Annotated in this window: 18 protein-coding genes; 14 read left to right on the forward strand and 4 right to left on the reverse strand. The window is 40.2% G+C overall.

Annotation, left to right across the window (positions count from 1 at the left end):
* Positions 1–131: 131 nt before the first annotated feature.
* The 9 genes from RAH41_RS20895 to RAH41_RS20935 are packed head-to-tail and all read left to right on the forward strand — an operon-like array spanning position 132 to position 13,848.
* Positions 132–4,619: a phage tail tape measure protein gene (locus tag RAH41_RS20895; protein ID WP_331225239.1), complete on the forward strand. Its 4,488-nt coding sequence runs from the start codon at positions 132–134 to the stop codon at positions 4,617–4,619.
* The gene (locus RAH41_RS20900; protein ID WP_025852570.1) at positions 4,613–5,452 is read left to right on the forward strand and encodes a phage tail domain-containing protein; all 840 of its coding nucleotides are present in this window, start codon (positions 4,613–4,615) and stop codon (positions 5,450–5,452) included. The genes RAH41_RS20895 and RAH41_RS20900 overlap by 7 nt, the downstream gene beginning before the upstream one ends.
* Before the next feature lie 14 nt (positions 5,453–5,466).
* Positions 5,467–7,170: a phage tail spike protein gene (locus tag RAH41_RS20905; RefSeq protein ID WP_025852569.1), complete on the forward strand. Its 1,704-nt coding sequence runs from the start codon at positions 5,467–5,469 to the stop codon at positions 7,168–7,170.
* Positions 7,171–7,223: 53 nt separating this feature from the next.
* Positions 7,224–9,788 (forward strand): peptidase G2 autoproteolytic cleavage domain-containing protein, encoded by a 2,565-nt coding sequence (locus RAH41_RS20910; RefSeq protein ID WP_025852567.1) that lies wholly within the window; start codon positions 7,224–7,226, stop codon positions 9,786–9,788.
* A 14-nt stretch (positions 9,789–9,802) separates the two neighbouring features.
* Positions 9,803–11,626 carry a BppU family phage baseplate upper protein gene (locus RAH41_RS20915; protein WP_025852566.1) on the forward strand — a complete coding sequence of 608 codons (1,824 nt, stop codon included), beginning with the start codon at positions 9,803–9,805 and terminating at the stop codon, positions 11,624–11,626.
* Positions 11,623–11,985: a hypothetical protein gene (locus tag RAH41_RS20920; protein WP_025852565.1), complete on the forward strand. Its 363-nt coding sequence runs from the start codon at positions 11,623–11,625 to the stop codon at positions 11,983–11,985. Before RAH41_RS20915 ends, RAH41_RS20920 begins: the two co-directional genes overlap by 4 nt.
* Complete coding sequence (locus tag RAH41_RS20925) at positions 11,985–12,170, forward strand: XkdX family protein (RefSeq protein WP_025852563.1); 186 nt, start codon at positions 11,985–11,987, stop codon at positions 12,168–12,170. Before RAH41_RS20920 ends, RAH41_RS20925 begins: the two co-directional genes overlap by 1 nt.
* Before the next feature lie 49 nt (positions 12,171–12,219).
* Entirely contained in the window at positions 12,220–12,642 is a 423-nt protein-coding gene (locus tag RAH41_RS20930) for a phage holin family protein (RefSeq protein WP_025852561.1), read from the forward strand.
* A 45-nt stretch (positions 12,643–12,687) separates the two neighbouring features.
* The gene (locus RAH41_RS20935; protein ID WP_025852559.1) at positions 12,688–13,848 is read left to right on the forward strand and encodes an N-acetylmuramoyl-L-alanine amidase; all 1,161 of its coding nucleotides are present in this window, start codon (positions 12,688–12,690) and stop codon (positions 13,846–13,848) included.
* Positions 13,849–14,042: 194 nt separating this feature from the next.
* On the opposite strand, the gene RAH41_RS20940 is transcribed toward RAH41_RS20935, so the two are convergent.
* A complete protein-coding gene (locus RAH41_RS20940; protein ID WP_025852558.1) occupies positions 14,043–14,570 on the reverse strand; it encodes a hypothetical protein in 528 nt (175 codons plus the stop codon).
* Between the two features lie 208 nt (positions 14,571–14,778).
* The gene (locus RAH41_RS20945; RefSeq protein ID WP_032859136.1) at positions 14,779–15,375 is read right to left on the reverse strand and encodes a sigma-70 family RNA polymerase sigma factor; all 597 of its coding nucleotides are present in this window, start codon (positions 15,373–15,375) and stop codon (positions 14,779–14,781) included.
* Between the two features lie 384 nt (positions 15,376–15,759).
* Here RAH41_RS20945 and RAH41_RS20950 point away from each other — a divergent pair, with 384 nt between their 5' ends.
* Positions 15,760–17,250, forward strand: coding sequence for a glycosyltransferase (locus RAH41_RS20950; protein ID WP_025852552.1), 1,491 nt, complete (start codon positions 15,760–15,762; stop codon positions 17,248–17,250).
* 90 nt (positions 17,251–17,340) lie between these two features.
* Here RAH41_RS20950 and RAH41_RS20955 read toward each other — a convergent pair whose 3' ends face one another.
* Positions 17,341–18,156, reverse strand: coding sequence for a hypothetical protein (locus RAH41_RS20955; RefSeq protein WP_025852550.1), 816 nt, complete (start codon positions 18,154–18,156; stop codon positions 17,341–17,343).
* A 179-nt stretch (positions 18,157–18,335) separates the two neighbouring features.
* On the opposite strand from RAH41_RS20955, the gene RAH41_RS20960 reads away from it, so the two are divergent.
* The 4 genes from RAH41_RS20960 to RAH41_RS20975 all read left to right on the forward strand — a co-directional run bounded on the left by RAH41_RS20960 (position 18,336) and on the right by RAH41_RS20975 (position 19,851).
* Positions 18,336–18,479 (forward strand): hypothetical protein, encoded by a 144-nt coding sequence (locus RAH41_RS20960; protein WP_162918044.1) that lies wholly within the window; start codon positions 18,336–18,338, stop codon positions 18,477–18,479.
* A gap of 61 nt (positions 18,480–18,540) precedes the next feature.
* The gene (locus RAH41_RS20965; RefSeq protein ID WP_071543341.1) at positions 18,541–18,741 is read left to right on the forward strand and encodes a hypothetical protein; all 201 of its coding nucleotides are present in this window, start codon (positions 18,541–18,543) and stop codon (positions 18,739–18,741) included.
* A complete protein-coding gene (locus RAH41_RS20970) occupies positions 18,728–18,958 on the forward strand; it encodes a DNA-binding protein (protein WP_025852548.1) in 231 nt (76 codons plus the stop codon). Before RAH41_RS20965 ends, RAH41_RS20970 begins: the two co-directional genes overlap by 14 nt.
* A 59-nt stretch (positions 18,959–19,017) precedes the next feature.
* Positions 19,018–19,851, forward strand: a complete 834-nt coding sequence (locus tag RAH41_RS20975; RefSeq protein WP_032859146.1) for a DUF3800 domain-containing protein — start codon at positions 19,018–19,020, stop codon at positions 19,849–19,851.
* An 855-nt stretch (positions 19,852–20,706) separates the two neighbouring features.
* On the opposite strand, the gene RAH41_RS20980 is transcribed toward RAH41_RS20975, so the two are convergent.
* The gene (locus tag RAH41_RS20980; protein ID WP_025852637.1) at positions 20,707–21,903 is read right to left on the reverse strand and encodes a tyrosine-type recombinase/integrase; all 1,197 of its coding nucleotides are present in this window, start codon (positions 21,901–21,903) and stop codon (positions 20,707–20,709) included.
* Positions 21,904–22,179: the final 276 nt, after the last annotated feature.

The following is a 22,179-nucleotide window of genomic DNA, read 5'->3' on the forward strand; positions in this document are numbered from 1 at the left end:
TATCACTATTTAGAGATATTGACCGAAACCAATAAACCAGAAGAAGTGAAATTTGAAGATGTCTTCTTTTAGACGGGCTTATAGCCTGTCTTTTTTGTTGAATCTTTGCCAGGAAAGCGGGGTGGATACATATGGCTCAACCAATAGGAAATATGGTCGTTAAGGTCGGTCTTGATGATACAGGATTTAACCGGGGTATTGAAGGCTTAAAAAGGCAGATGCGCCTGGCAAATTCAGAAATGAAGGCAGCCGGGAGCATTTATAAAAATGTCGGCAACCAATCAAAGCTCTTGCAGTCACAGATGGAGGGCTTAAGCAATAAGTATAAGATCCAAGGCAGATTAGTTCAGGAACACCGTCAACGGTATGAAGAACTGGTCAGACAGAAAGGAAAAGACAACCGGGAGACACAGATTCAGGCGCGGCGTTTGAATGATGCTATTGCGGTTCATGAGAATCTCGGCAAAGAGCTGAATAAAGTCGGCAAAGAGTTTCAGACCATGTCAGACAGCAGCAGTCGAGCCGCAGGCGTTTTTTCTGTTTTTAAAAAGGATTCAAAGGATGTATCAGAAGAACTGAATGCTGTTTATAAATCCGCAACAGCCACGGGAAAGGCGTTAGCGGGAATTGGTGCCGCCGGAGCGCTTGGGATCGGTGCAACCGTTAAGGCCGCAGCAAGCTTCGAGAAAGATATGAGCCGTGTCGCCGCATTGGCGAATGCAACGGACGATCAATTGGCATCATTAACAGAAACAGCTAGACATCTCGGCGCTGTTACGCAATATACGGATGGGCAAGTAGCCGAAGGCATGCAGTATTTAGCGATGGCCGGCTATAAGACGAACCAAATTATCGGTGCTATGCCCGGCTTGCTTGCGACGGCTGCCGCCGGCCAAACCGACCTCGGCGTTACGGCTGATATCGTTTCTGACATCTTAACTGAATTTCATATTAAGGCAGAGGACACAAACCGTGTTGCTGATGCAATGACGTATACGTTCACGAACTCTAATGCCACTTTGCAAGAGATTGGCCAAACGATGAAATACGCGGCTCCGGCTGCTAAAACAGCAGGTGTCAGCATGGAAGAGTTGGCTGCAGCAACCGGTATTATGGCAAACAGCGGAATTAAAGCAGACATGGCCGGAACAGCCCTTCGAGCAACGCTGACACGTTTGGCGGCTCCGCCTAAGCCGGCGGCTTCCGCAATTGAGGAATTAGGTCTGAAAGTGACGGACTCTACTGGCAAGATGCGCCCGCTGGCCGACATCATGGGACAGATCACAGAAAAGACAAAAAATTATACTGAAACAGAACAAATCCGAATCGCCAAGCAGCTTGCCGGACAGAATGCTCTATCAGGTTTTATCACACTCATGCATGCAGGGAAAGATAAACTGCAAGAATTTACAGCGGAAATAGAAAACAGCGGCGGCATTGCTGAAAAAGTGGCTGACACGCAGATGGACAACCTAGCCGGATCTGTAGAATATCTGAAATCTGCAGCAAATAACGCGGTCATCACCATAGGAAATCAGTTTATACCAATTATCAGGGCTACTACTGACGGACTGACATCATTAGTGACATGGTTTGATTCTTTACCACACTCTGTGGCGAGCACCATCGCTATTACAGGTGGAGCAGTTACGGTATTTTCTCTTTTGGGCGGGGCTTTTCTGTTGGTACTTGGAGCTTTACCGAGGATCGCCGCAGGCTGGAATATGCTCCGCACGGCTGGAGGATATTTAACCGGTAACGTCAATCGGGCATCTGCAAGTCTCGGCGTTTATACGACTGAAGCTGTTGCGGCAGGTGCTGCATCCCGAACAGCGGCAGCTGGTATTGCGACAACCTCCACTGCGGCAACGGTAGCAGCCACCCGAATGGAAAGGCTCAACCAAACAAACGCCGTGGCAGCGACGCGAGTGGGCCGGCTGGAGCAATCGACAAATAGAAGCTCGAAAGCGATGCGCGGACTTGGCGGCGCTTCCCGTGTGGCCGGTACTGGTCTAACTCTTTTCGGCGGTCCAATCGGAACAATTGCCGGACTCGTTCTTACTTTTGCTCCTGAGCTGTTAAAGTTCGGCGCCGGAATTATCAAAACCGGATTAAATGCCGTAAAAGGGGCCGGCGGATTTATGAAGCTTGCAAAAAGCGGTTTCGGCCTGTTTAACATACTTAAAAAAGGCACTGCTGTTGTCGGTCTTTTACGTGGCGGACTTGGATTGTTAGGCGGACCAGTCGGCGCGTTAATTACGGGTGTGACTCTTTTAGCTGATGCCGGATTTAAGTATTACGACAATTTAAAGAAACGAGTGCTCCCGGCAACAATTGATTTTGGAGACGGTGTATCAAAATCCACAGCAAAAGCCGTCAACGCCTATGAAGACATGAACATTGAGGTTACAGCCAAGCTGAACACCCTGAAAGCGACCAATGCTACCATCACGACTGATATTGCAGATGACATGTCAAAGCGCTTTAAAGACATGGGAGATTCTTTGAAAAACGGATACAAAACCAGCGCGACCAATGCAACTAAAGTGCTGAAAGAATTTTATGCTTCTAATAACGGAATGTCTGATAAAGAAGAAAATAAAATCATTGGCAAAATTGATGCTTATAACGAGAAAAAACAAAAGAAGATCCAAAAGTATGTTGATCGAGTAGATGAAATTTATAAGACTGCCGCCCGCGAAAATCGAAAAACCACGGAAAAAGAGAATAAAGAAATAGCAAAAATCCAAATTGCAATGCTCTCTGAAATGGAGACTGCGCTCTCACGAAGCAAGGCTGAGCAGATAAAGATATCTAAAAAGTTAAAAGAAGAGACGTCTAATCTTTCTGCTAAACAAGCGGCTGCTGTTATAAAAGACAGTAACAAGGCAAAAGAGAAAACAATTAAAGCAGCTAAGAAACAACGTGATGCCGTTATTGATGCCGCGGATGAGCAACGTTATGTAAAAGGGTCAATTTCTCAAGAAGAACACGATAAAACCGTTGAAAACGCAAGGAGTCAGGCTAAAAAGACAATTAAAGAAGCAAAAGAAACTCATAAAGGTGTCGTAGAAGAGGCAAAAAAACAAGCTGCTGGGCATATTAGCGAAGTTAATACAGAAACTGGAGAGGTACTCGGTGTATGGGACCTATTTAAAGTAGACTTGGCTGAGAGAGTTAATGCTGTTACTGGCTGGATCAATAATATTTTAGAATTTATGCACATGGATACTATCCCAGAGTGGAAGCCTGCTGGATACGATAACCGTCAGCCTTCCTCTATGCAAATCGCACCGGGGGTAGCCTATGCCAAGGGAACAGACTTCCACCCAGGCGGCCGGGCATTAGTCGGCGAAGAAGGATGGGAGCTTGCTCACACGCCCGGCATCGGCACTTACATTGTCGGAATGGGCGGCCCGCAAGTGTGGGATCTTCCGCGCGGCACGTCTGTTCTTCCGCACGCTCAGTCGAAAGAAGCAGCTGCCACAGGACTTCCCGGTTATGCAAATGGGGTCGGAAACTTCTTCAAGAATGCGTTTGAGGGGTCGAAAAAGCTGGTGAAAGGCGCTGTCTCTGTCGGCAAGAATGTCATTGGCAAAACGAAGGACGTCGCTTCTGACGTTATGGATATGATTATCAAAGGGCCGCAAAAGATAATCAGCAGCATTTTCAAAGGAATGATCCCGTTTAAAACAGGAACCGGAATAGACGGGTTAGGGACTGGTATTCTCAAAACGCTAAAAAGCGGTGCCCTTCAATTCTTAAAAGGGGTCTTGCCGGATGTGGGATTTTTTACGGCAGATGCCTATAAAGGAACAACTGGATCTGCCCAGCTCCAAAAATGGGTATCGGAAGCGGTCGGCATTGCTGGTGTCCCGTTTTCATGGGTTCCCGGCTTAATCACGATTGCCATGAAAGAGTCAGGAGGAAATCCGAATGCCATTAACCTTACAGATTCCAATGCAAGAGCAGGAAACCCGTCAAGGGGGTTAATGCAGACCATTCCGAGTACGTTTTCCTCTAACGCATTTCCGGGTCATAACAACATACTTAATCCGGTGGACAACATTCTGGCGGCCATTAATTACATCAAAGGGCGATATGGAGATATATCAAATCATCCCGGCTTGAAATCAATGGCGCGCGGCGGCCCGTATGTGGGATATGCAAAGGGCGGTACTTCTCCGGGGCGCGGCGGCTCCAAGCTCGCCGTCCTCAACGAACGAGGGTACGATGAAACTACCATTACGAAAGATCCAGCATACCGCGAAAGGAATATCGGATTGTGGGCGCGGGTTGGGCGTGAGCTTGGCGTACTGCCTTCACTGCAAGAAGGGATGATCTCAAAGGCTTTGCTATTACTCCAAAAAGCATCCGCAGCACAGCCTGAAAATGATAGAAGCGTCAATATCGATATGACTCGGGTCGTGGAGAATCAAGAAAGGCAAATCAGCATGATGGGGCAGCAGATTGACGCTCTCCAGCAGAACATTCAACTACTGCAACAGCTGGTCTTAAAAGATAACAACACTTATATTGACGGGGCCCGAGTAGACCAAACGAGCGCTGACCGATATAGAAGAAAACAATATAGAAATGGGGGTAAGCCTGCTTGGTAAAACTATTTTTGGATTTTGATAACGGATTGGGGGAGCAGAGCCTTGACAGCTTGCTCCCTCAATTTGAAGTATTGAGTTTTTTGGCGGAAGCTCCGGCTATCAATCGGGAAACAATTACGATCCCGCGGCGTCATGGTGTTATCTCAGCACAGCATCCACGTGATGTGACCTACTCATCAAGAAAAGTCACTGTAGAAGTATATTTGAATTCAAAAATTCACAACAATTTCTATATACTTAGACATCAGCTCTATGCTTTACTGGTGAAGCCATTTGCCTATTATATTTCTACTGACTTATGGCCGAATCGCCGTTTCCTCGTTATGTGTGATGGGAATTTCAGCATTTCCAAAGAAAAGGAGAAAACACATGCTGTTTTTTCTGTCGAGTTTACCAATATTACCGGAATGGCAGAGTCTAAGCATTCAACCAAAACAGCGCAGAATCAGTCAGGAGAGAACTGGAACATTGGTATGAACCTGCAATCAGATGACAACCTGGTCTATTATTTTAAGAATCAGAAATGTTTCTCTGTCTTTAATTCCGGAGATGTCCAAATCAATCCACTAGATCACGCGTATAACGTCCTGTTGAACGCCAAGGGGAAGAATGTAACGCTAATCAATCATACTAATGGCGAGAAATTAACGATTGAAAAAGAGTTGAAGAAGTCACAGCAGGTATCATTTTTAAAGCAATACGCGCTGCTCAATAATAAACCAATAAAAACATCTGGACGTCTGCCGAATCTCGAAATTGGATGGAATGAGTTTGAAGTTCAGAATGCCGATGATTTTGTCATAGAATTTGACACACGGTTCTACTACTTGTAAGGCAGGCGGTTTATATGGCGAATACAGATTTTATTAAAGAGATTGCCGGCGACGCCCAGCAAATATATAAAAAGCACCGTATTCTCGCATCACTGATCATTGCTCAAGGATGCTTAGAAAGCGCGTGGGGCACAAGTGAATTGGCGACAAAAGGGCATAATCTTTTCGGTATGAAGGGCGAATACAACGGCCAATATGTCATTATGCAGACATGGGAAGTTATCAACGGAGAAAATGTACAAGTTCCGGCTAAATTCAGGAAGTACCCTTCATGGAAAGAATCTATACAAGACCTGGCGAACCTGTACTTGAATGGCCTTAGCTGGGACAAAAACCATTATAAAGCTGTCGTCGGGGAAACAGATTATCAGAAAGCAACTGCGGCTCTCGTCAAAGCCGGGTATGCTACCGACCCAAATTACGCAACAAAATTGAACAGCCTCATTTTCACCTATAAATTAACGAAATATGATACATCAGAAGGAGTACCAGACGAACCGAGTAATCCAGGCACACCAGATCCTGAGCCGGATATACCAAGTAAAGAATATGATGGTAAAGACATTACGCTGAATCAAAACTTGCCAAAAGACGTTTACTTCCCTCAGTTGCATGTTTCCAGCCAAGACGGAAATCAAGTGGTCGAAGTCATTGGAGCCGATCCGGATCTATTAGATGACACCACCGGAAAAAAAGATATTGAGTTTACGATCACTCGGACTGCTGATAATGGCATTGAATATGATTTGCTCATAAATGACAATATCCTTTATTTGGACGAAAAAAAATTCAACCATCAAAAATACTTTATTACGATGGTTGAGGTTGATCAGGAAAAAACACTCAGCAAGAAAGTTTCTGCAAGCCATGTTTTCGTTGCCGTTTTGAACAATCATTATGTAGAAGAGACGATCAGCGGCACACTGACTGTACGAAAAATGCTTGATTTCACATTGAAGGGGACGAAATTCTCTTACATTTTCAAAGACAAGGAAAGTGAATTTAAAAGTGTGGAGCAGGAGAATTTTGGTGATAAGTTCGCGAATGAGCTGATAAGCGAAATTGTGGAAGACTACAGCTTAGAGCTTGATGTGGATAATTACAAGATATACGTTTATAAAAAGATGGGAAAGCGTATCAATCACACTCTCGACTCTCGTTATAATATGCCCGGCATTAAAATTAAAACATCGACAGACGGCTGCTCTACCCGAGCACGGGGGTACGGAGCAATAAAGGAAAACAGCAGCACCGACAGCAAAAAAACGGAGTACGTCTTTGAGCCGGTCCTTTATAAGCACCCTGACGAAAATAAGTTTCTGCTTGATGGTATGCCGCGGTGGGCTGAGCCACTGCGCGACGAGCGTTATAAAAAAGAGTCCAGCATGATGGAGGCGCTTAAAAAATACGTGAATCCTTACCCGAAAATGGAGATCGAGGTGGATTATGAATACATCTATGAGCCAAAGCTTCTTAACATACAAGATGATTTTTGGAAAGGAGACACACTTCATGTGTTGGCTGATACAGTTTATGGCGTAACCTATGAAGACGATGTCCGGCTGCTTTCCATTCAATATAAGCCCTTAAATCCATATGCAAAACCAACATTGAACTTTGCTAATTTCCGTAAAGATATTCAGGATATCCGGATGGAGCAAGAAAAGCGATTAAAAGATCAAAAGCGTTATGTACAAAAACTGAGAATGATGATTTAGAAGCGCTCTTTTTAAGAGTGTTTTTTATTTTGTCTTGAAAGGAGAGTGACACATTGGGATTCAAGTTAATCAAGGATTATGACACCACTAGAAACGCAAGGTATATTGCTGAACAAAGAGCAGATGCTGAGACCGTTGAAAATGGATTGAATAGTCTTGAAAACGAGATAAACAGCCATAAAAAGAGCAATAAAGCCCACTCGTCGGAGCAAATTGACCATGGCGGCTTTTCTTTACGCTCATATATCGATGGTCTATATAACCGGATACGCAACCTGATTTTAAATGCTGATGGAACAAATGTAAAAGAAGTTGTGGATGCGCGGGTTGATGCTGAAGGAAATATAACTCCATTGCTCAAGGAGCGGCTGGATAAAGAGTATAACAAGCTTCTCCAAAAGATTAAACGAACCGTCAATGTAGATGACTTCGGTGCTGATCCAACCGGAGAAACCGATAGTTCAGAAGCGTTTAAAAGAGCAATTGGCACTGGTAAGGTTCGCCTCATGCTATCAGCCGGCACATATGTTGTTAAAGGAGTCAAACTTCCATCTTGGACTTATATGATTGGTCAAGGTATGGGTGTCACTACACTTAAGCTCCATGAAGATACACCGGCCAGCGAGTGGGTTGTTACAAATGCTGATCATACGTTAGGGAACCGGAATATCGTTGTTGAAGGTATGTCTCTTGATTGGAATCCGGAACGTCAAGGCGGTGTAGGAGCGACTGGCGGGATACATTCAAGCTGCTTGACATTTGCGCAAGTCAAGTTCGGTATCATCCGTGAAGTTGAGGGTATTAATCCGGGGTTGCATTGCTTCGATATAACTGCACCGACATATGATATAACTGCTAAAAATTATACCGCAACTGGCAGTAAGTATATTTGGATTGACCGCTGTGTTGGCTCTGGTTATGGTGACGATGGCATTACAACACACTACAGCGAATACGTTTTCATTACACATAATGTTATGACAAACCCTACCGGGAAGGCACATCGTAAAGGTGGTGCCAATTCAAACGGTATTGAAGTAGATGATGGTTCTAAGCATGTCTGGGTGATTGATAACTATACTGAAGGTAACGTCCGCGGGGTAGAAGTTAAGGCCCATGCAGAATGGCCGGCACCTTGTAACGTCCATATTCGAGGTCATGAATCCTTTCGGGACGTCCGATCATTTGATTTGCGACACATTGGGCATCATTTAGCGACGGATCCGTGGAGTGAGACTGCACGTGATGTGACGTTAGTAGACTGCACGTCAAGAGAACCAAGGTTCAATTCGCTTTATGAAGGACTAGCTCCAAAGGCGCTAGTTGTTTCGGCATATCAGAGAGTGAAAATCATTGGTTTTACAGCGATTGGGGATCCGACATACGACTATAAAGGAGATTCAGTTATTGCGTTTCAATATAAAAGTCGAAAGATAAACGTTACCAATCTTCAAGTAACTGGATTTAAAACTGCTGAATATGACATTCGGATTGTTGGCGGCGATCAACGAACAGATGATGTCTTCATTTCCGATTTTGCAAGCCATGAATCAGCACCTAACGGGATCGGAATAGGAGGCGGCGTATACAATGTAAATTTAGTTAATGGTTTACTGCACGGCTCGAATGGTATAGCGGGCATTACGTCGCCGAATACTCAAACGAACATCCTTGCAGTAAGGGCTTATGGCTATAGAAACGCGGCAGTATTAGGTGACCAAAAGCACTCTGTCGTTCCTAATAACGTTAAAGGCGGTTTCCGCGCAGCAACATCTTCCGGGCATCCACTTACGAATTACAGTGCTATCATTGCAAATACCGGATCAACAATTGCAAAGGGTGAACGAAATCTGATTGCTGGTAACGCAGGTGGAGCATCTACAGAAGGATCACGAAATGGTGTAATGTTTTCGTACGATTCGCATACGACCGGAGACGGAGCTTCTTCCGGTGTTATGTTTTCAAAGGCTACAAAGAATAGTAAATCTTATTCCCTTGCGATGGGGCATGGTGATGGCAGCGCATCAGAAGCGAATAAAAAGATTGAACTTAATGCTAAAAATGGGAATGTTCGAGCTACAGGCGCTATTGAAAGTGTGTCTAATTTAAAGGACTTAGCGGAGTATTTTGAATCTGCCGACGGCTCAAAGATTGAGGCATCTTATCTTGTTGCGTTAGAAGGCGATAAGATTCGTAAAGCTCATGTAGGGGACAAGATTCTTGGCGTTGTTTCAAAAACAGCCGGCGTTGTGCTCGGTGGAGCATCGTTTTATTGGAATGATCGTTATCTTCGCGATGAATTTGGCGGACTGGTTTATCGTGAGGTGAATGATGGAAATGAAATTCTTCAGATCCCTATTGAAAATCCGAATTATAAGCCTGAAGCGGAATACAAACCAAGAGAGGAAAGGGACGAGTGGCATGTAATCGGTTTGATCGGTCAAGTCTTCGTTAGGATCGACGAAACAGTAACAGTCGGCGATAGTGTTTCTGCCATCAATGGTGTTGCAACAAAGGCGGAAAGCGCCGGATACGGAACTGTTATGAAAATCAAAATTCCGTTCGATGTGAAAAAAGGTTACGGGGTAGCGCAGATGCTAGTTACGCCGCAGCATTAAGGGAGGAATCAAAGATGTATAAAACGGGGAGCGTGTCATTCGATATTAATGCCGGACGGTCAAACGGCCGAACCACTAACATACAATTTATGACGCAAGATACGGGCAGCGCCAAGCTGTCCTTTTCTTTTGTGAAGGATGGCGTACCGTTGCCTTTGTCAGCATTGGATGCAAAAATCGTTCTGCTATATGCTGACGGATCATTTTATAAAAAGAGTCTTACGCTTATAGATAAAGTCAATGGTACAGCTGAATACATTTTGTCTGATGAGGAACTGAAGCATTACGGAACTGTTAAGGCTGAAATCAAACTATATTATACAAACGGACAATCCCTGGTAACTTCATTTTTCACCTTTTCTATCGCTAAAACGTTAGAAGATCAGAACATCGTTCCGACAGCTGACTACTACATTGACGACTTTGAAACGCTGAGAGACGGGGTCAACCAAACCGTTGAAGAAATCAGTCAAACCGTTGAGGAATTACGGGAGAAATTTGCCGATCTCGAAGCCGTTGAAACGAAAAAGGGCTCGCAAGAAAAGGCTGACGCTGTTCAGGCGAATCTTGATAAGCATTCAAAGGATAAAAGTAACCCACATGGAGTAACAAAAGCGCAGATAGGGCTATCTGCTGTAACAAATGACGTACAAGCAAAGAAAGAGGATTTTGACAAACACACCTCTGACACTTCAAATCCGCACAAGGTTACTGCGGCACAAGTTGGACTTGATAAAGTCGATAATATCAAACAGGCTGATTACTATGCTTTTCGACAACACGATAACAACGGAGAAAGACATACATCAAAAGTTGAAAAGGATAAATGGAATGCAGGACAGCTTTTTAAATTAACGGAAGATAATGGGCTGGCGAAGTATCTAAGCGGTGCTGATTTCAATACGGTAACAGATACAGGCTTATACTATATGAGCAGTGTCACGACAGCATTAAATGCGCCCGTGAATAATAACGGGTATCTGTTCGTCCACAACTACGGAACGTATGCATATCAGGAATATACGTCCTATAGCAGCAGCGACTCAACGTCGTCAGGCCGCCGAAAGTTTATGCGTAATAAAGTCTCAGGCTTGGATTCTTGGACGTCATGGCGTGAGTTTGAGTCAGTGGAAGGGGCGCAATCAAAAGTCGATGTTCATGCCGATAAAACGGACATTCACGTAACAAAAACTGAAAAAGACAAGTGGAATGGCGGCCAGATGACGAAGTTGACAAAGGATGACGGAAAACGAACACAATTAGTAAATGAGACAGACGTTCTAGCGTTAAGTTCAGGTTATTATTATGCGAATGGCACATCAGTTAAAAACAATCCTGTTGTAAATGATAGCTCATGGTTTAACTATGATGTTATCGAAGGCGATTCTGGGAGAAAGTCCATCATAGCTTGGCGTAGCTATGATAACACTTTATGGCATGCTACGGTTCATACTAACGGTGTTTTTAAAGGATGGAAACGGCTCATTACAAATAATGATTTTGAAAATCCTGTGTGGCAAAATATTACGCTGAAAAACGGTGCTACCGTGGGGACACGCACGCCAATATATGCAAAATCGGGTTCTTTGTTGTTATTAAGAGGTCACGTAAGGGTAGATGCTGAAATTATTTTTGGGTCAATACCAGTTGAGTACACGCCGATAGGAGGGGCTGTCGTTTCGGTTGCTCTAAGTGGAACAGGGGGAACGGCAAATTTGATTGTATACGATGATGGTGACTTAAAGATTAAATATCCAACGCCACTTGATTCAAATAGATTAGATGGTTTTTATATAGATGTATCTGTGCCGCTGCAAACTGGAGGAACTGCAACATGATTCAAGCATACAAGTATGGAGAAGATTTTATTTTTATCGGACCTTCTATTATTAGCGAAGTAGATGAGCAAGGAAATTATATTATTCCTGAAAATTGCACGCTAATTCAACCACCTTCATTTTTTAAGGCGAAATTCGATCCTAGCAAACAGATATGGATAGAATCGGCTACACGAGAAGAAAAGAATTCTATATTAGAGCACGCAAAAAATGTTCAAGGACCAACGGCTGTTGATATTTTAAAACAGCAGAATGCTGTCATTATGGAGCAGTTGGCAGAAGCTCAAAGCGCAGCCGAGGAACAGTCAAGAATATTGGCTGACTTGCTTCTTATGTTGGCAGAGGGAGGAAAAGCATAATGGATTGGTTTACAAATATCAAGACCATTTATGGCTGGGGCCGGAATTATTATACAAACGCGAATGTCGCCCGTTTTGTTGAATTGAACAGAATTACTGAAGACCAGTATAAACAAATCACTGGTTTAACCTATCCCGCTACAGAACAGCCAATCAGTGTGGATGTGGGCGGGACCGGGAGCTGATAAACACCCCAGAGGTGTTTTTATTTTGCCTCGAAGGAGGTGATTAACAATGGAGGGAATACAAGTGATGTTGAATGTTGAAAGCTTACAGATCGCAAGAACATATCTTTTCGGGGAGGTGAAATACCTTGACTTGCTTCTGATCCTCAGCATCTTGGATGTTATTACCGGCATTATCAAAGCGTGGAAAATGAAGCAGCTCCGGAGCCGCAGCGCGTGGTTTGGATATGTGCGGAAGATGCTCAGTTTTATGGTGGTCATCGTCGCCAACATTATTGACACGATAACAAATTTGAACGGTGTTCTGACCTTTGGAACCGTTCTTTTTTATATCGCAAATGAGGGCCTGTCCATCACGGAGAATTTGGCGCAGATCGGCGTTAAAATTCCGGCCGTCATCACTGACCGGCTTCACGTAATTGAAAGCGACAACGATCAGACAAAAGAAAAAGATGATCAGGCGGCTGGTTAATCCGGCTGCTTTTTTGAATTCAAAAACAGAATAGGAGAGATTTTTATGTCAGCATACAGAAACCAATATATTGATATTAACAAATGGACGCGGCCGGGAATCAAAAACAACGGCGTGAAGAAACTGGTGGTGCATTACACGGCAAACCCCGGCGCGCCTGCTGCCAATCATTATAGATACTTTGGTCAAACGCTCCCCGCACAGAACAGAAATCTATCTGAGAAAAAACAGACGTTTGCATCTGCACATATTTTTGTCGATCGCACAGAGGCTATTTGCATCATTCCGTTGAATGAAGTGGCTTATCACGCGAATGACGTCCAGCAATTCGTTAACGGGCAGCCTTACCGGGGTGTCGCGGCGCTGAAACCGAATGCAAATTTCTTATCTATCGGCGTGGAGCTTTGCATTGAAAAGAACGGCACTTTCCATCCGGATACCATCGCTCGTGCAGAACAAGTTTGTGCCGAGCTGTGCAAAATGTATAAACTCGATCCAATCAATGACATTGTTCGACATTACGATATCACACATAAAATCTGCCCGGCGCCGTGGGTAAGCAACTCTCAAGGGTTTGTCGATTTTAAGACCCGTGTTAAAAAACGAATGGCCGGTGTGGTTGTAACGGTGCCTGCGGTATCAAATCCGGATGTTACCCATACAGATACAGGAAGATTCATTAAAAACACGGTAGTTTCAAGTGACGGTCTTGTTCTACGTACACAACGGAGCGCCTCTTCTTCCATGGTGCTTAACCTGCCGAATGGCACGGTTGTAAAATATCAGCTTGGATCAACTGTCAACGGATGGGGATATGTTGAATACACCAATTCAAAAGGCCAGACATTCCACGGATATGTGAATGTCTCCTATATCAAAAGCGATAACGAGCTGAAAAGCGGCGGCAAGAAGAAAGCAACATCGTCAAAGCCTAAATCCACTCAAAAGTCAAAATTCAGCTTGCCTGCGGGTACTTTTAAAGTCACAAACCCGTTAACCCGAGGGGAATCTGTAAAACAGATCCAGACTGCGTTAGCGACTCTTCATTATTATCCAGATAAAAACGCAAAAAATTTTGGTATTGATGGTGCGTATGGACCGAAGACGGCAAATGCAGTGAAACGTTTCCAGTCAATGTATGGGCTTCGTCAAGACGGCATTTACGGACCAGATACAAAGGCGAAACTTGAAGCATTATTGAAGTAGCAGAAAGAATTTTTGGGAGGTTATATGTAGTGATTATTATGAACATCCAACTGTTTAGAGGCCAATATAAATATAAAACGAGGGGATAACGAGATTAGCAGAGGATCTAAATTAGATTAAGACATAAAAAAGAGGCATAAGTTAGAATTTTTATGCCTCTTTTTATATTGATTAGTGTATTAGCTTTTTCTTTTTCATACCCACTTACCGTCGATTGTAACTGTATTGTACATTGATTTCCCGATTTCTAAATCAGTGTCACACCAGCCATTCGTTACTTTATGGTATTTGGTGCTTCCAGCATGAATATATCCTTTAATACTTAAGCGGTATGGATAAGATGATCCAGAAGATGAATAACCATCAGTGATAATCTTACCGCCTGGTTTTACTGTAGTAATAACGTTTGTGCCAGAAAAAATACGAGATTGGCGATGAAGGACTTTAAATGCAATTCCTCCATGGGCAGATGTTCCGTATTTCGCTATATAAGCTTTTGTCAAAAATGAACCAGTGGCAGCACTTGGTTTGACGTAACCTTGTCGCCAACCTGAAGGTGAATAAAAACCGATTGAAACTGCACCATTTGCTTCTGTAAACGTCCCATAAAAAACAAATAATTCATTAGAATTTACTGTTCCGATTTTAGATCCCCATGTAGTTAATCCGTAATTTGAGTAGACCGGAACGCTTGACCCTTTTTTGTTAATGCAAATAGTCATAAAAAAGCTCCTCTCCTTATTGAGTTTCTTGAGTGCTACTATTCTATCCCGCAATTTAAAAATGTAAATGTAAAATTAAAATTCCGTGTATTGATTATGTATCTTATAGCTTAGAGAATTTGGAATAAACTAAGGAAAACGATGAAAAGAAAGAGAAAAATAAAAGATCATTAAATAATTAATGATCTTTGGATTGCAAATAGTTAGCTCAATCGTTTGTAAGGAGATATTTTTCAGAAATTATATTTTGAAGGTGTTTTCGAAGTTTAATAATTCTTTGGTTAGCGGCTTGACGAGAAATTTGATGTTTTGCTGCATATTCTGAAACAGAAAAAGTCTCTCTGTCAAGTATTACTTGAAGTGCGTCTCTATCTTGTGGAGGTGTATTCTCTAGAAGAATTCTAACAAGTTCATTGGATTCAAGATTGCTCAGTGAATAATCAATTGTTGGCAATATGTCAATCATTTTAAGGTCTTTGTTATTTACTAGGGTATCTATAGATAAAATCCCTTTATTTTTATTTTTTAAAGTGTATCTAGAATACGTTACATTACGTACTCCCTTTTTCAATTTGTAATGTAGATATGTTGAGAAACACGTTCCATAATTGAAATCATAACCTTCATATGCTCTCCAAAGTTCAATTTCTAACTCTTGAGAAAAATCTTCCTCATCAATAAAGTTAAAAACAAATTTATTATTAGTTTGTTTTATTGTTTTTTTTATCATCGGCAGAAAATGTTTTCTCGTTTCTTCAAACGTTAATTTTAAGGCTCGTCCATCAGATAGTAAAATTGTTTTCAAACCATCAATCCTCCACAATACAGTAACTAATCTCAACAAATAAAGAACGTATGTTCTCATTTTATTCTAACATAACTCTAAAAATAGCGAAAGTTGAGAACTTTCGGAGGTCTTGTTTGCTTACACAAGAAATAACTCAGTACCTTGCTGATGGCCCTTCATTACTAAAGACAGAACATGCAGTAAGAATTTTAGATGAGGAATGGCTTAATTTCTGACAGTGTTTATAGGTCATAAACCAGACTTAAGTTTTGATCGATTAAAGACCCCTTCTTAATGCAAGGAGGGTTTTTCTGTAATTATTCTCTTTTTATATGACTATTTCATTAAAATTTCATTTATAGTAATATAATCTAGTGAAAAAATATGAAAAGGGGATAAAATATGTCTCTCGTAAGTCCGGTTTTTTTGTTTAATTCCTTAAATACAAAAAGAGGCGGTATGACCAAAGCAACAATACATAGAGCGAATACACTCGTTTCAGAGTATAAAGAAACTCAATTTCTAACCATTCTTTTTCAAAAGAATCATAGAAGTATCATTCAAAATCTTTATAATACCAATGAACTGGATGAAAGAGTGAAGGTTTATAATTTATTCAATGATCTAGATCCTTTTAAGAACAGTAAAGAAGATCATCGTATAAAAGGGAATCCGAATAAAGAAGAAGAAGGCTTCATCGTTTTTAAAGCAAACAATGCTTTTCGTTACTTCAAAGATGGTCTGTATGTAAAGTACAAAAAGTTCGATAACAATGGACGGCTTGCATATATTGATTACATGAATGAAGCTAGACACAGGCTTCGCAGAGAAGAATATAACGAGGATGGTTATTTAGTACGTGAACGCCAAATGGATTTGTTCAGCAACAAACCAAAGTTAGATCGTTATTTCGGAAAGGATGGGAAATGTTATCTCACAACATGGTTAAAGCCTAAAGATGAAGAGATATTCCGCTGCAATCTTTTCTATCCCGAGCCTTTAGAATTTAAGAACCTAGAAGACCTGGCGGCATATTGGATAGCTAATCGAACAAAAGAGATTGAATCACCAATCATCATGTCTGACAACCCTAAAAATTTCAGTTTATTATTGGATAAAAGATTATCTGATGTGAGAAAAGTTGTTGTGTTGCACACTAATCATTACGATTTAAATGAGAAGGGTGAATTTGAATTAAGTCAACAATATAATGCTTTATTCAAGAACCCTGATAAATTTGATCAGATTGTGTTTTTGACTGAGGAACAAAAAAATGACTTTTCAAACGAGTTTGGAGAGCGATTGAATTATCGCGTTATTCCACATGGAATAAGTAAACCTGACACTGAGAAGGATAATTCTAAGGTTAATCCGCACCTAGCGGTAACTTTGTCCCGCTATCATAAAGAAAAGGGTCTAGAGGAAGCTATAAAGGCATTCAAAAAAGTAGTTGATGTTATTCCAGATGCGAAATACGAAATTTATGGCGCGGGTGAGCATGAAACATACTTTCAAGAACTAATTGAAAAATTAAACTTAACGAAAAATATTGAATTAAAAGGATTTACAGACAACAAAATTGAGGTTTATCAAAAAGCAGCTTGTTCAATCCTCACTTCAAAATCTGAAGGATTTGGACTAACCATTCTTGAAAGCTTAGCCGCAGGTACACCGGTAACATCATATGATATTAAATACGGCCCTAAAGATATGATACAGAACGAGAAAAATGGTTATCTAGTTAAAACCCAAAATGAATTGGCAGACAGGGTAATAAAAATCATGTCTGAAGAAAAGACAAGAAAACGTTTGTCTAAGAGCACGAAGTCTATATTTAAAGGGTTTGGCCAGAAAGTTTACCAGAAAGCATGGTTTGCCTTGTTGAATGAATAAAAAAACAGCTCCTTCTATCAGATGAAGGGGCTGTTTGTTGTATGAGACTCTTTAAGGTTGATCATTGAAAACACATATCTTTAGTTTATTTTATTGCAAAGGTGGTTGGTATGCTTGATCGGCAATAATGAAGTGACTTCCAGATCTTACGTATGAATTTTTTGCGAGGACGGCATTGTCATTTAAGTAGGGAATTTTCCAAAATATGATCAGTTGGTCAACACTTTTTATTTTGTCGCCTATTCGAGCAGCTAGATCTTCGCTATACGTCTGCGTTATTTTTTTTGCTCTTTCGGGAGTATTTTTCAGATTGAATGACAAATGAACTAATGCTATGTATTGCTTTTCTTTATTTTTACTCATATCTTGATTCAATTCAATTTTATCGATAGAGACGTTTTTTAAATTGTTTTCAACTAAATCATTGATTTGATCTTCTTCTGTTTCATTTTCTATAACAGTAGTCGTATCCTCATCTTCATTCTGTTCATCTTCTCGCTTACTAATTAAGCCTGTTTCAGATATAAAATTTAATTCATCATCGTCAAATTCCAGAGTAACTGTTGATCCACTTTCTAACCCATCTTTCCCTGAATAAACGTATTCTTTAGAACCTGCATATAAATTGCTTTCTGATCTAGCTTTCCCGCCAACTATTTTCTTAACTTCCTCATAAGTCATGCCTTCTTTAATTTTATGAAATGTTTGTGGAGTTATAGCTGCTTCATGTTCATCTCCAAATTTAAAAATGAATCTGTTTGCAAGAGACATTAGAAGCAGGATTGACAAACATCCAATCGTAAGTTGAATTCCAAATTTTCTAGTAGACTTTAAAACAAGCAGACACAACCCTATGAATATTCCAACTATCATTAGGGCTGCAAATAGTGAATAAAATAAAGACATAACTTCCTCCTAGATTTAAACGATGATTCCATTTTAAAGGAATTGAGGATGTTTATCTATATTTTTATTTTGCGGAGATATGAATAAAAAATTTTCAATAAAGGAGATTATTTCACGTAAACCTATTGACCGTTGTAAATAGGTTTGGTATAATAAAAGTATCGAAAGGAGGTGCTAAAGTGGACGAGATCAGAAACATAGTTCTTATCATCGCTGGAATCGTAACCATTGTCAAAAATATTTATGATATTTGGCAGAAGGAAAGCGAGAAGCGAGAGAAGAACAGAAAAAAGCGCTCCCGCCGGACAAGCAAGAAGCGCTAAAACATAGTAAGACAAGGGGAGTAATCCCCTTGCTCCTACATTATATCACGTCCACGATGATATGAAAAAATATTTAAAGCACTACAATACATTAGATATGACGACGTTGTTTATTATATTAGTGGGTATTGTTGCAATTGATTTTGAAACAGCTGGAACATTGGGGAAGATTGCAGTTGTCATCTTATATATGGCTGCGTTCGTCACCATACTAAAAGGTTTTATTCTAATTTGGAGAGAGAACAGACATGACAGAAAATGAAAAGATACAGTTCATTCAAAAAGAAGTACTGACTGCAGCGGAAACTGGAGAATTCCTCGGTGTCACGAGGCAGCGTTTAAGCGCTCTCGTGAGCTCTGGGAAATTGAATCCGGTTAAGAAAGTAGGAACAGTGAGTTTATTTCTTCTGAGCCATGTTGAGGCACAAAAAAAAGAACTGGAAGCTGGTCGGAAGAAGTACCGCCCGTATGACGAATAAGAAACAAATATTTCTAAATTTCAGCAAATAAGGTATACTTGTTTTAGGAGGGGGAAATTTTGGAATACCTTATTTACTGTGACGAGTCTACTAAAAGAGGAAAGCTTTGCAGTAATTTTTACGGCGGGGCTTTAGTTAAATCAATACACTTAGAAGATGTTACTAATAGATTGAATAAATATAAAAGCGAAGCAAATATAACTGGTGAAGTAAAATGGACCAAAGTTACTGCTCCATACTTAGAAAAATATATTGGTTTAATGGATATCTTTTTTGATTTATTACAAGAAAACAAGTTGAAAATGAGAGTTATGTTTCAACAGAATTTAGTAAGTGACGATATAACTAGACACTTTACTAAAGAAGAACATGAAGAGTCTTATTTTAAGCTTTACTATCAATTTATAAAACACGCTTTTGGTTTGAAATATTCTAATTTAACTAATGAAAAAATCAATTTACGTTTATATTTTGATCAATTCCCGGATAAGAAAACAAAAGTTGATAAATTTAAAAACTTTATATATGACTTAAGATTATCTGACGATTTTATAAATGCAAATCTCTCGATACGGTATGATGATATTGTTGAAGTTTCTTCGCACGATCATGTTATATTGCAATGTGCTGATATTGTGACAGGAGCAATGTTTTTTAGGTTAAATAAACTTCATTTAGAAAAAAATGAAGAAACGGGTAAACGTGGGAAAAGAACAATTGCTAAAGAGAAGCTTTATAAGCATATTCATAAACGAATATGTGAAATCAGATCAAATTTCAACGTGGGTGTTAGTACAAGTAATGACGGTGATATAATAAATAAATGGAATTATCCATACTCCCACTGGAAGTTTACTCCTTCACAAGTTGTGAAAAAAACCTTGCATTCTTAGTCTGACTTATGTATAATTGGGTTACAAATTACAAATATTGTGTATTAGCCCTGTCGATCCGAAGGCTTGCGTCCCTACGTGAGCTACTGACGTAGGTGAGATGGGGCTTTTCTTTCTACATTGTACTCTGAGCTCAGCGTCACCCCTGAGCGTAGATAAGGAGCCGAGTTCAACTCTCGGGATTACTATTAGGTTGATTGTCTGGACAGTTATTATAGGGTTAGGATTGATCAATTTGAGTATTACACAGGGGGCGATAGATATGAATAATCTGGGTATTATAACAGTATTCGCAAGCAGTATTCAAGCTTACCTAATAAGTAATATAGCGGGCACTCCTTTGAGCTGAGAGTATGATTAGTGAATTCTCCCATCTGGGAGTTTTTTTATTTCTATAAAGTTCTTACATGCCTAAGATTACTTCACTTTGATGCAATTACACCTTTATTTAGACTTTAACAGTGTACGAATGCCGCCATCATTCCCTGTTTTTCTTCAAAGCATATCACGTTATAAATTAATCGTATAATTTCCGTTCGAAATTGCCATTTGGTTTATATATCATTTGAAAATTATAAGGATGTACATTCGAGTGAGGAAAGAATATTATTAAAAAAATAACACAAAAATAACAAAAATCACATTCAAGGATGAAAATGCGTGAATTTGTTTCTGCTTAAGAAGTGCTCAAAAGCTTGAATTTAAAGGGAAATAACACGTTATGAAAGTGTGCGGTAAGTGAACAACTTATTTATAATATGATTCCTAAAACGAAAAAAACCCTTGATGTAACAAGGGTTCAAGAGGGTTAGTCATCCGTTTTTCTTAAAAAAATAACATTTTAATAACATTTCTTTATGAAATCCCGAGATCGAGGATGCTTCCGAAAGTTTGCTGAACTTTTTGTGAGGCATCCTCTTTCATTTTATTTGTAACGTGGGTATAGATTTTCATTGTTGTTTTCACATCATCGTGGCCGACTCTTTTCATCACAGTCGCAATATCGACACCTGCTTCAGCTAACATGCTGATATGTGAGTGTCTGAATATGTGAGGAGTCGCATGTTTTTTTATGGATGTTTTTTTTAGAATTCTTTCCATCCGATAAATGATGCTTTTTGGCAGGTAAGGGTACCCGTTTGCTCTTGCGAAAATAAAGTTTTCATTATGGTACTCAGATAATTTTGTTTGTGATTGCAAATGCATCTTTTTCACTTTCGTTTTATATGCTTTCAGCATGGCTATAATTTGATCGTCTATAGCGATTGTTCGAATTGATCCAGGTGTTTTGGGTGGAGTTAATTCATACTCTCTCATGTTATTACTTTCTGAATAAATGGTTTTAGTTATCCGGAGTTCTTTTGTTTCGAAATTGATGTCAGACCATTTGAGGGCACATAACTCCCCGGATCGCATACCTGAAAAAGCAAGTAAATAAAATCGTTCCAGATCCATGTGTAGACCGTGATTTTTAACTGCTAAAAGAAATTCCTCGATCTCCGATTTTTCGAGGTATTTTTCAGCTATGTTGTTATTTTCAATTTCTTCAACGGTTATTCTTTTTTTAGGCACTATAGCATCTGCAATAGGATTGCTTTTAAGAAACTTTACTTTAACAGCATACTTAAATATCATGCCTGCTGTCGTATGTACTCCATTCATAGTGCTTCGTGAATACCCTTGTTCTGCTAGTTTGTTAAGTATTTTTTGATACTGTCTCAAGGTTATTTTATTGATGATGGATTTGGCAATGTAGGCATTTAATATTTTTATCTCTTCTCGTCTGATTCGGACAGTGTTCTTTTTCTTCCCTGTTAACATATACTCTTCCAACCATTCGGCTGCGACTTGATCAAAAGTTATCTTTTTCACTCTTGATTCATCGATGCCATCTTCATTTAAAGCTGCAATTGCATCACGGACTCTTTGCTCGGCTTCTTTTTTTGTTTTGCCTCGCCGCGGAATTTGCTTTCGTTTGCCGGTGACTGGGTCACGAGGGCCTTCTCCAACTGCTAACCATTTTTTACCCTTGATTAATTCTTTGGTATACATTCTTTCACCTCTTAGATTAAGTATAGGAGTTGTTTTAAATACAAATGAAATTAATGAGTAGGGGGAGGAGAGTTAATGTATTCTGGAAAAGAACTTATGTTCTGGTGTTTTGTTTAAAGAAAAGCCCTAAAAGGGCTAATCAAAATTTAAAAACAGGACTTTTCTCAACGACTCGATTTTTACTGATGAGATTCCGATCAAGTCCGGATCAGTTTCAGATGAGAATAAGATTGAAAACCCTTGAACCATAAGGGATTAGGAACATGGTGAAATTAT

The sequence above is a fragment of the Gottfriedia acidiceleris genome, from assembly GCF_036421055.1.
Lineage (GTDB): Bacteria > Bacillota > Bacilli > Bacillales > Bacillaceae_G > Gottfriedia > Gottfriedia acidiceleris_C.

Coding starts and splice junctions, on each gene's coding strand:
- RAH41_RS20920 (WP_025852565.1), top strand. CDS start 11,623: ATGATTCAAGCATACAAGTATGGAGAAGATTTTATTTTTATCGGACCT.
- RAH41_RS20940 (WP_025852558.1), bottom strand. CDS start 14,570: ATGACTATTTGCATTAACAAAAAAGGGTCAAGCGTTCCGGTCTACTCA.
- RAH41_RS20955 (WP_025852550.1), bottom strand. CDS start 18,156: ATGTCTTTATTTTATTCACTATTTGCAGCCCTAATGATAGTTGGAATA.
- RAH41_RS20925 (WP_025852563.1), top strand. CDS start 11,985: ATGGATTGGTTTACAAATATCAAGACCATTTATGGCTGGGGCCGGAAT.
- RAH41_RS20915 (WP_025852566.1), top strand. CDS start 9,803: ATGTATAAAACGGGGAGCGTGTCATTCGATATTAATGCCGGACGGTCA.
- RAH41_RS20970 (WP_025852548.1), top strand. CDS start 18,728: ATGACAGAAAATGAAAAGATACAGTTCATTCAAAAAGAAGTACTGACT.
- RAH41_RS20950 (WP_025852552.1), top strand. CDS start 15,760: ATGTCTCTCGTAAGTCCGGTTTTTTTGTTTAATTCCTTAAATACAAAA.
- RAH41_RS20905 (WP_025852569.1), top strand. CDS start 5,467: ATGGCGAATACAGATTTTATTAAAGAGATTGCCGGCGACGCCCAGCAA.
- RAH41_RS20930 (WP_025852561.1), top strand. CDS start 12,220: ATGGAGGGAATACAAGTGATGTTGAATGTTGAAAGCTTACAGATCGCA.
- RAH41_RS20965 (WP_071543341.1), top strand. CDS start 18,541: ATGAAAAAATATTTAAAGCACTACAATACATTAGATATGACGACGTTG.
- RAH41_RS20980 (WP_025852637.1), bottom strand. CDS start 21,903: ATGTATACCAAAGAATTAATCAAGGGTAAAAAATGGTTAGCAGTTGGA.
- RAH41_RS20935 (WP_025852559.1), top strand. CDS start 12,688: ATGTCAGCATACAGAAACCAATATATTGATATTAACAAATGGACGCGG.
- RAH41_RS20895 (WP_331225239.1), top strand. CDS start 132: ATGGCTCAACCAATAGGAAATATGGTCGTTAAGGTCGGTCTTGATGAT.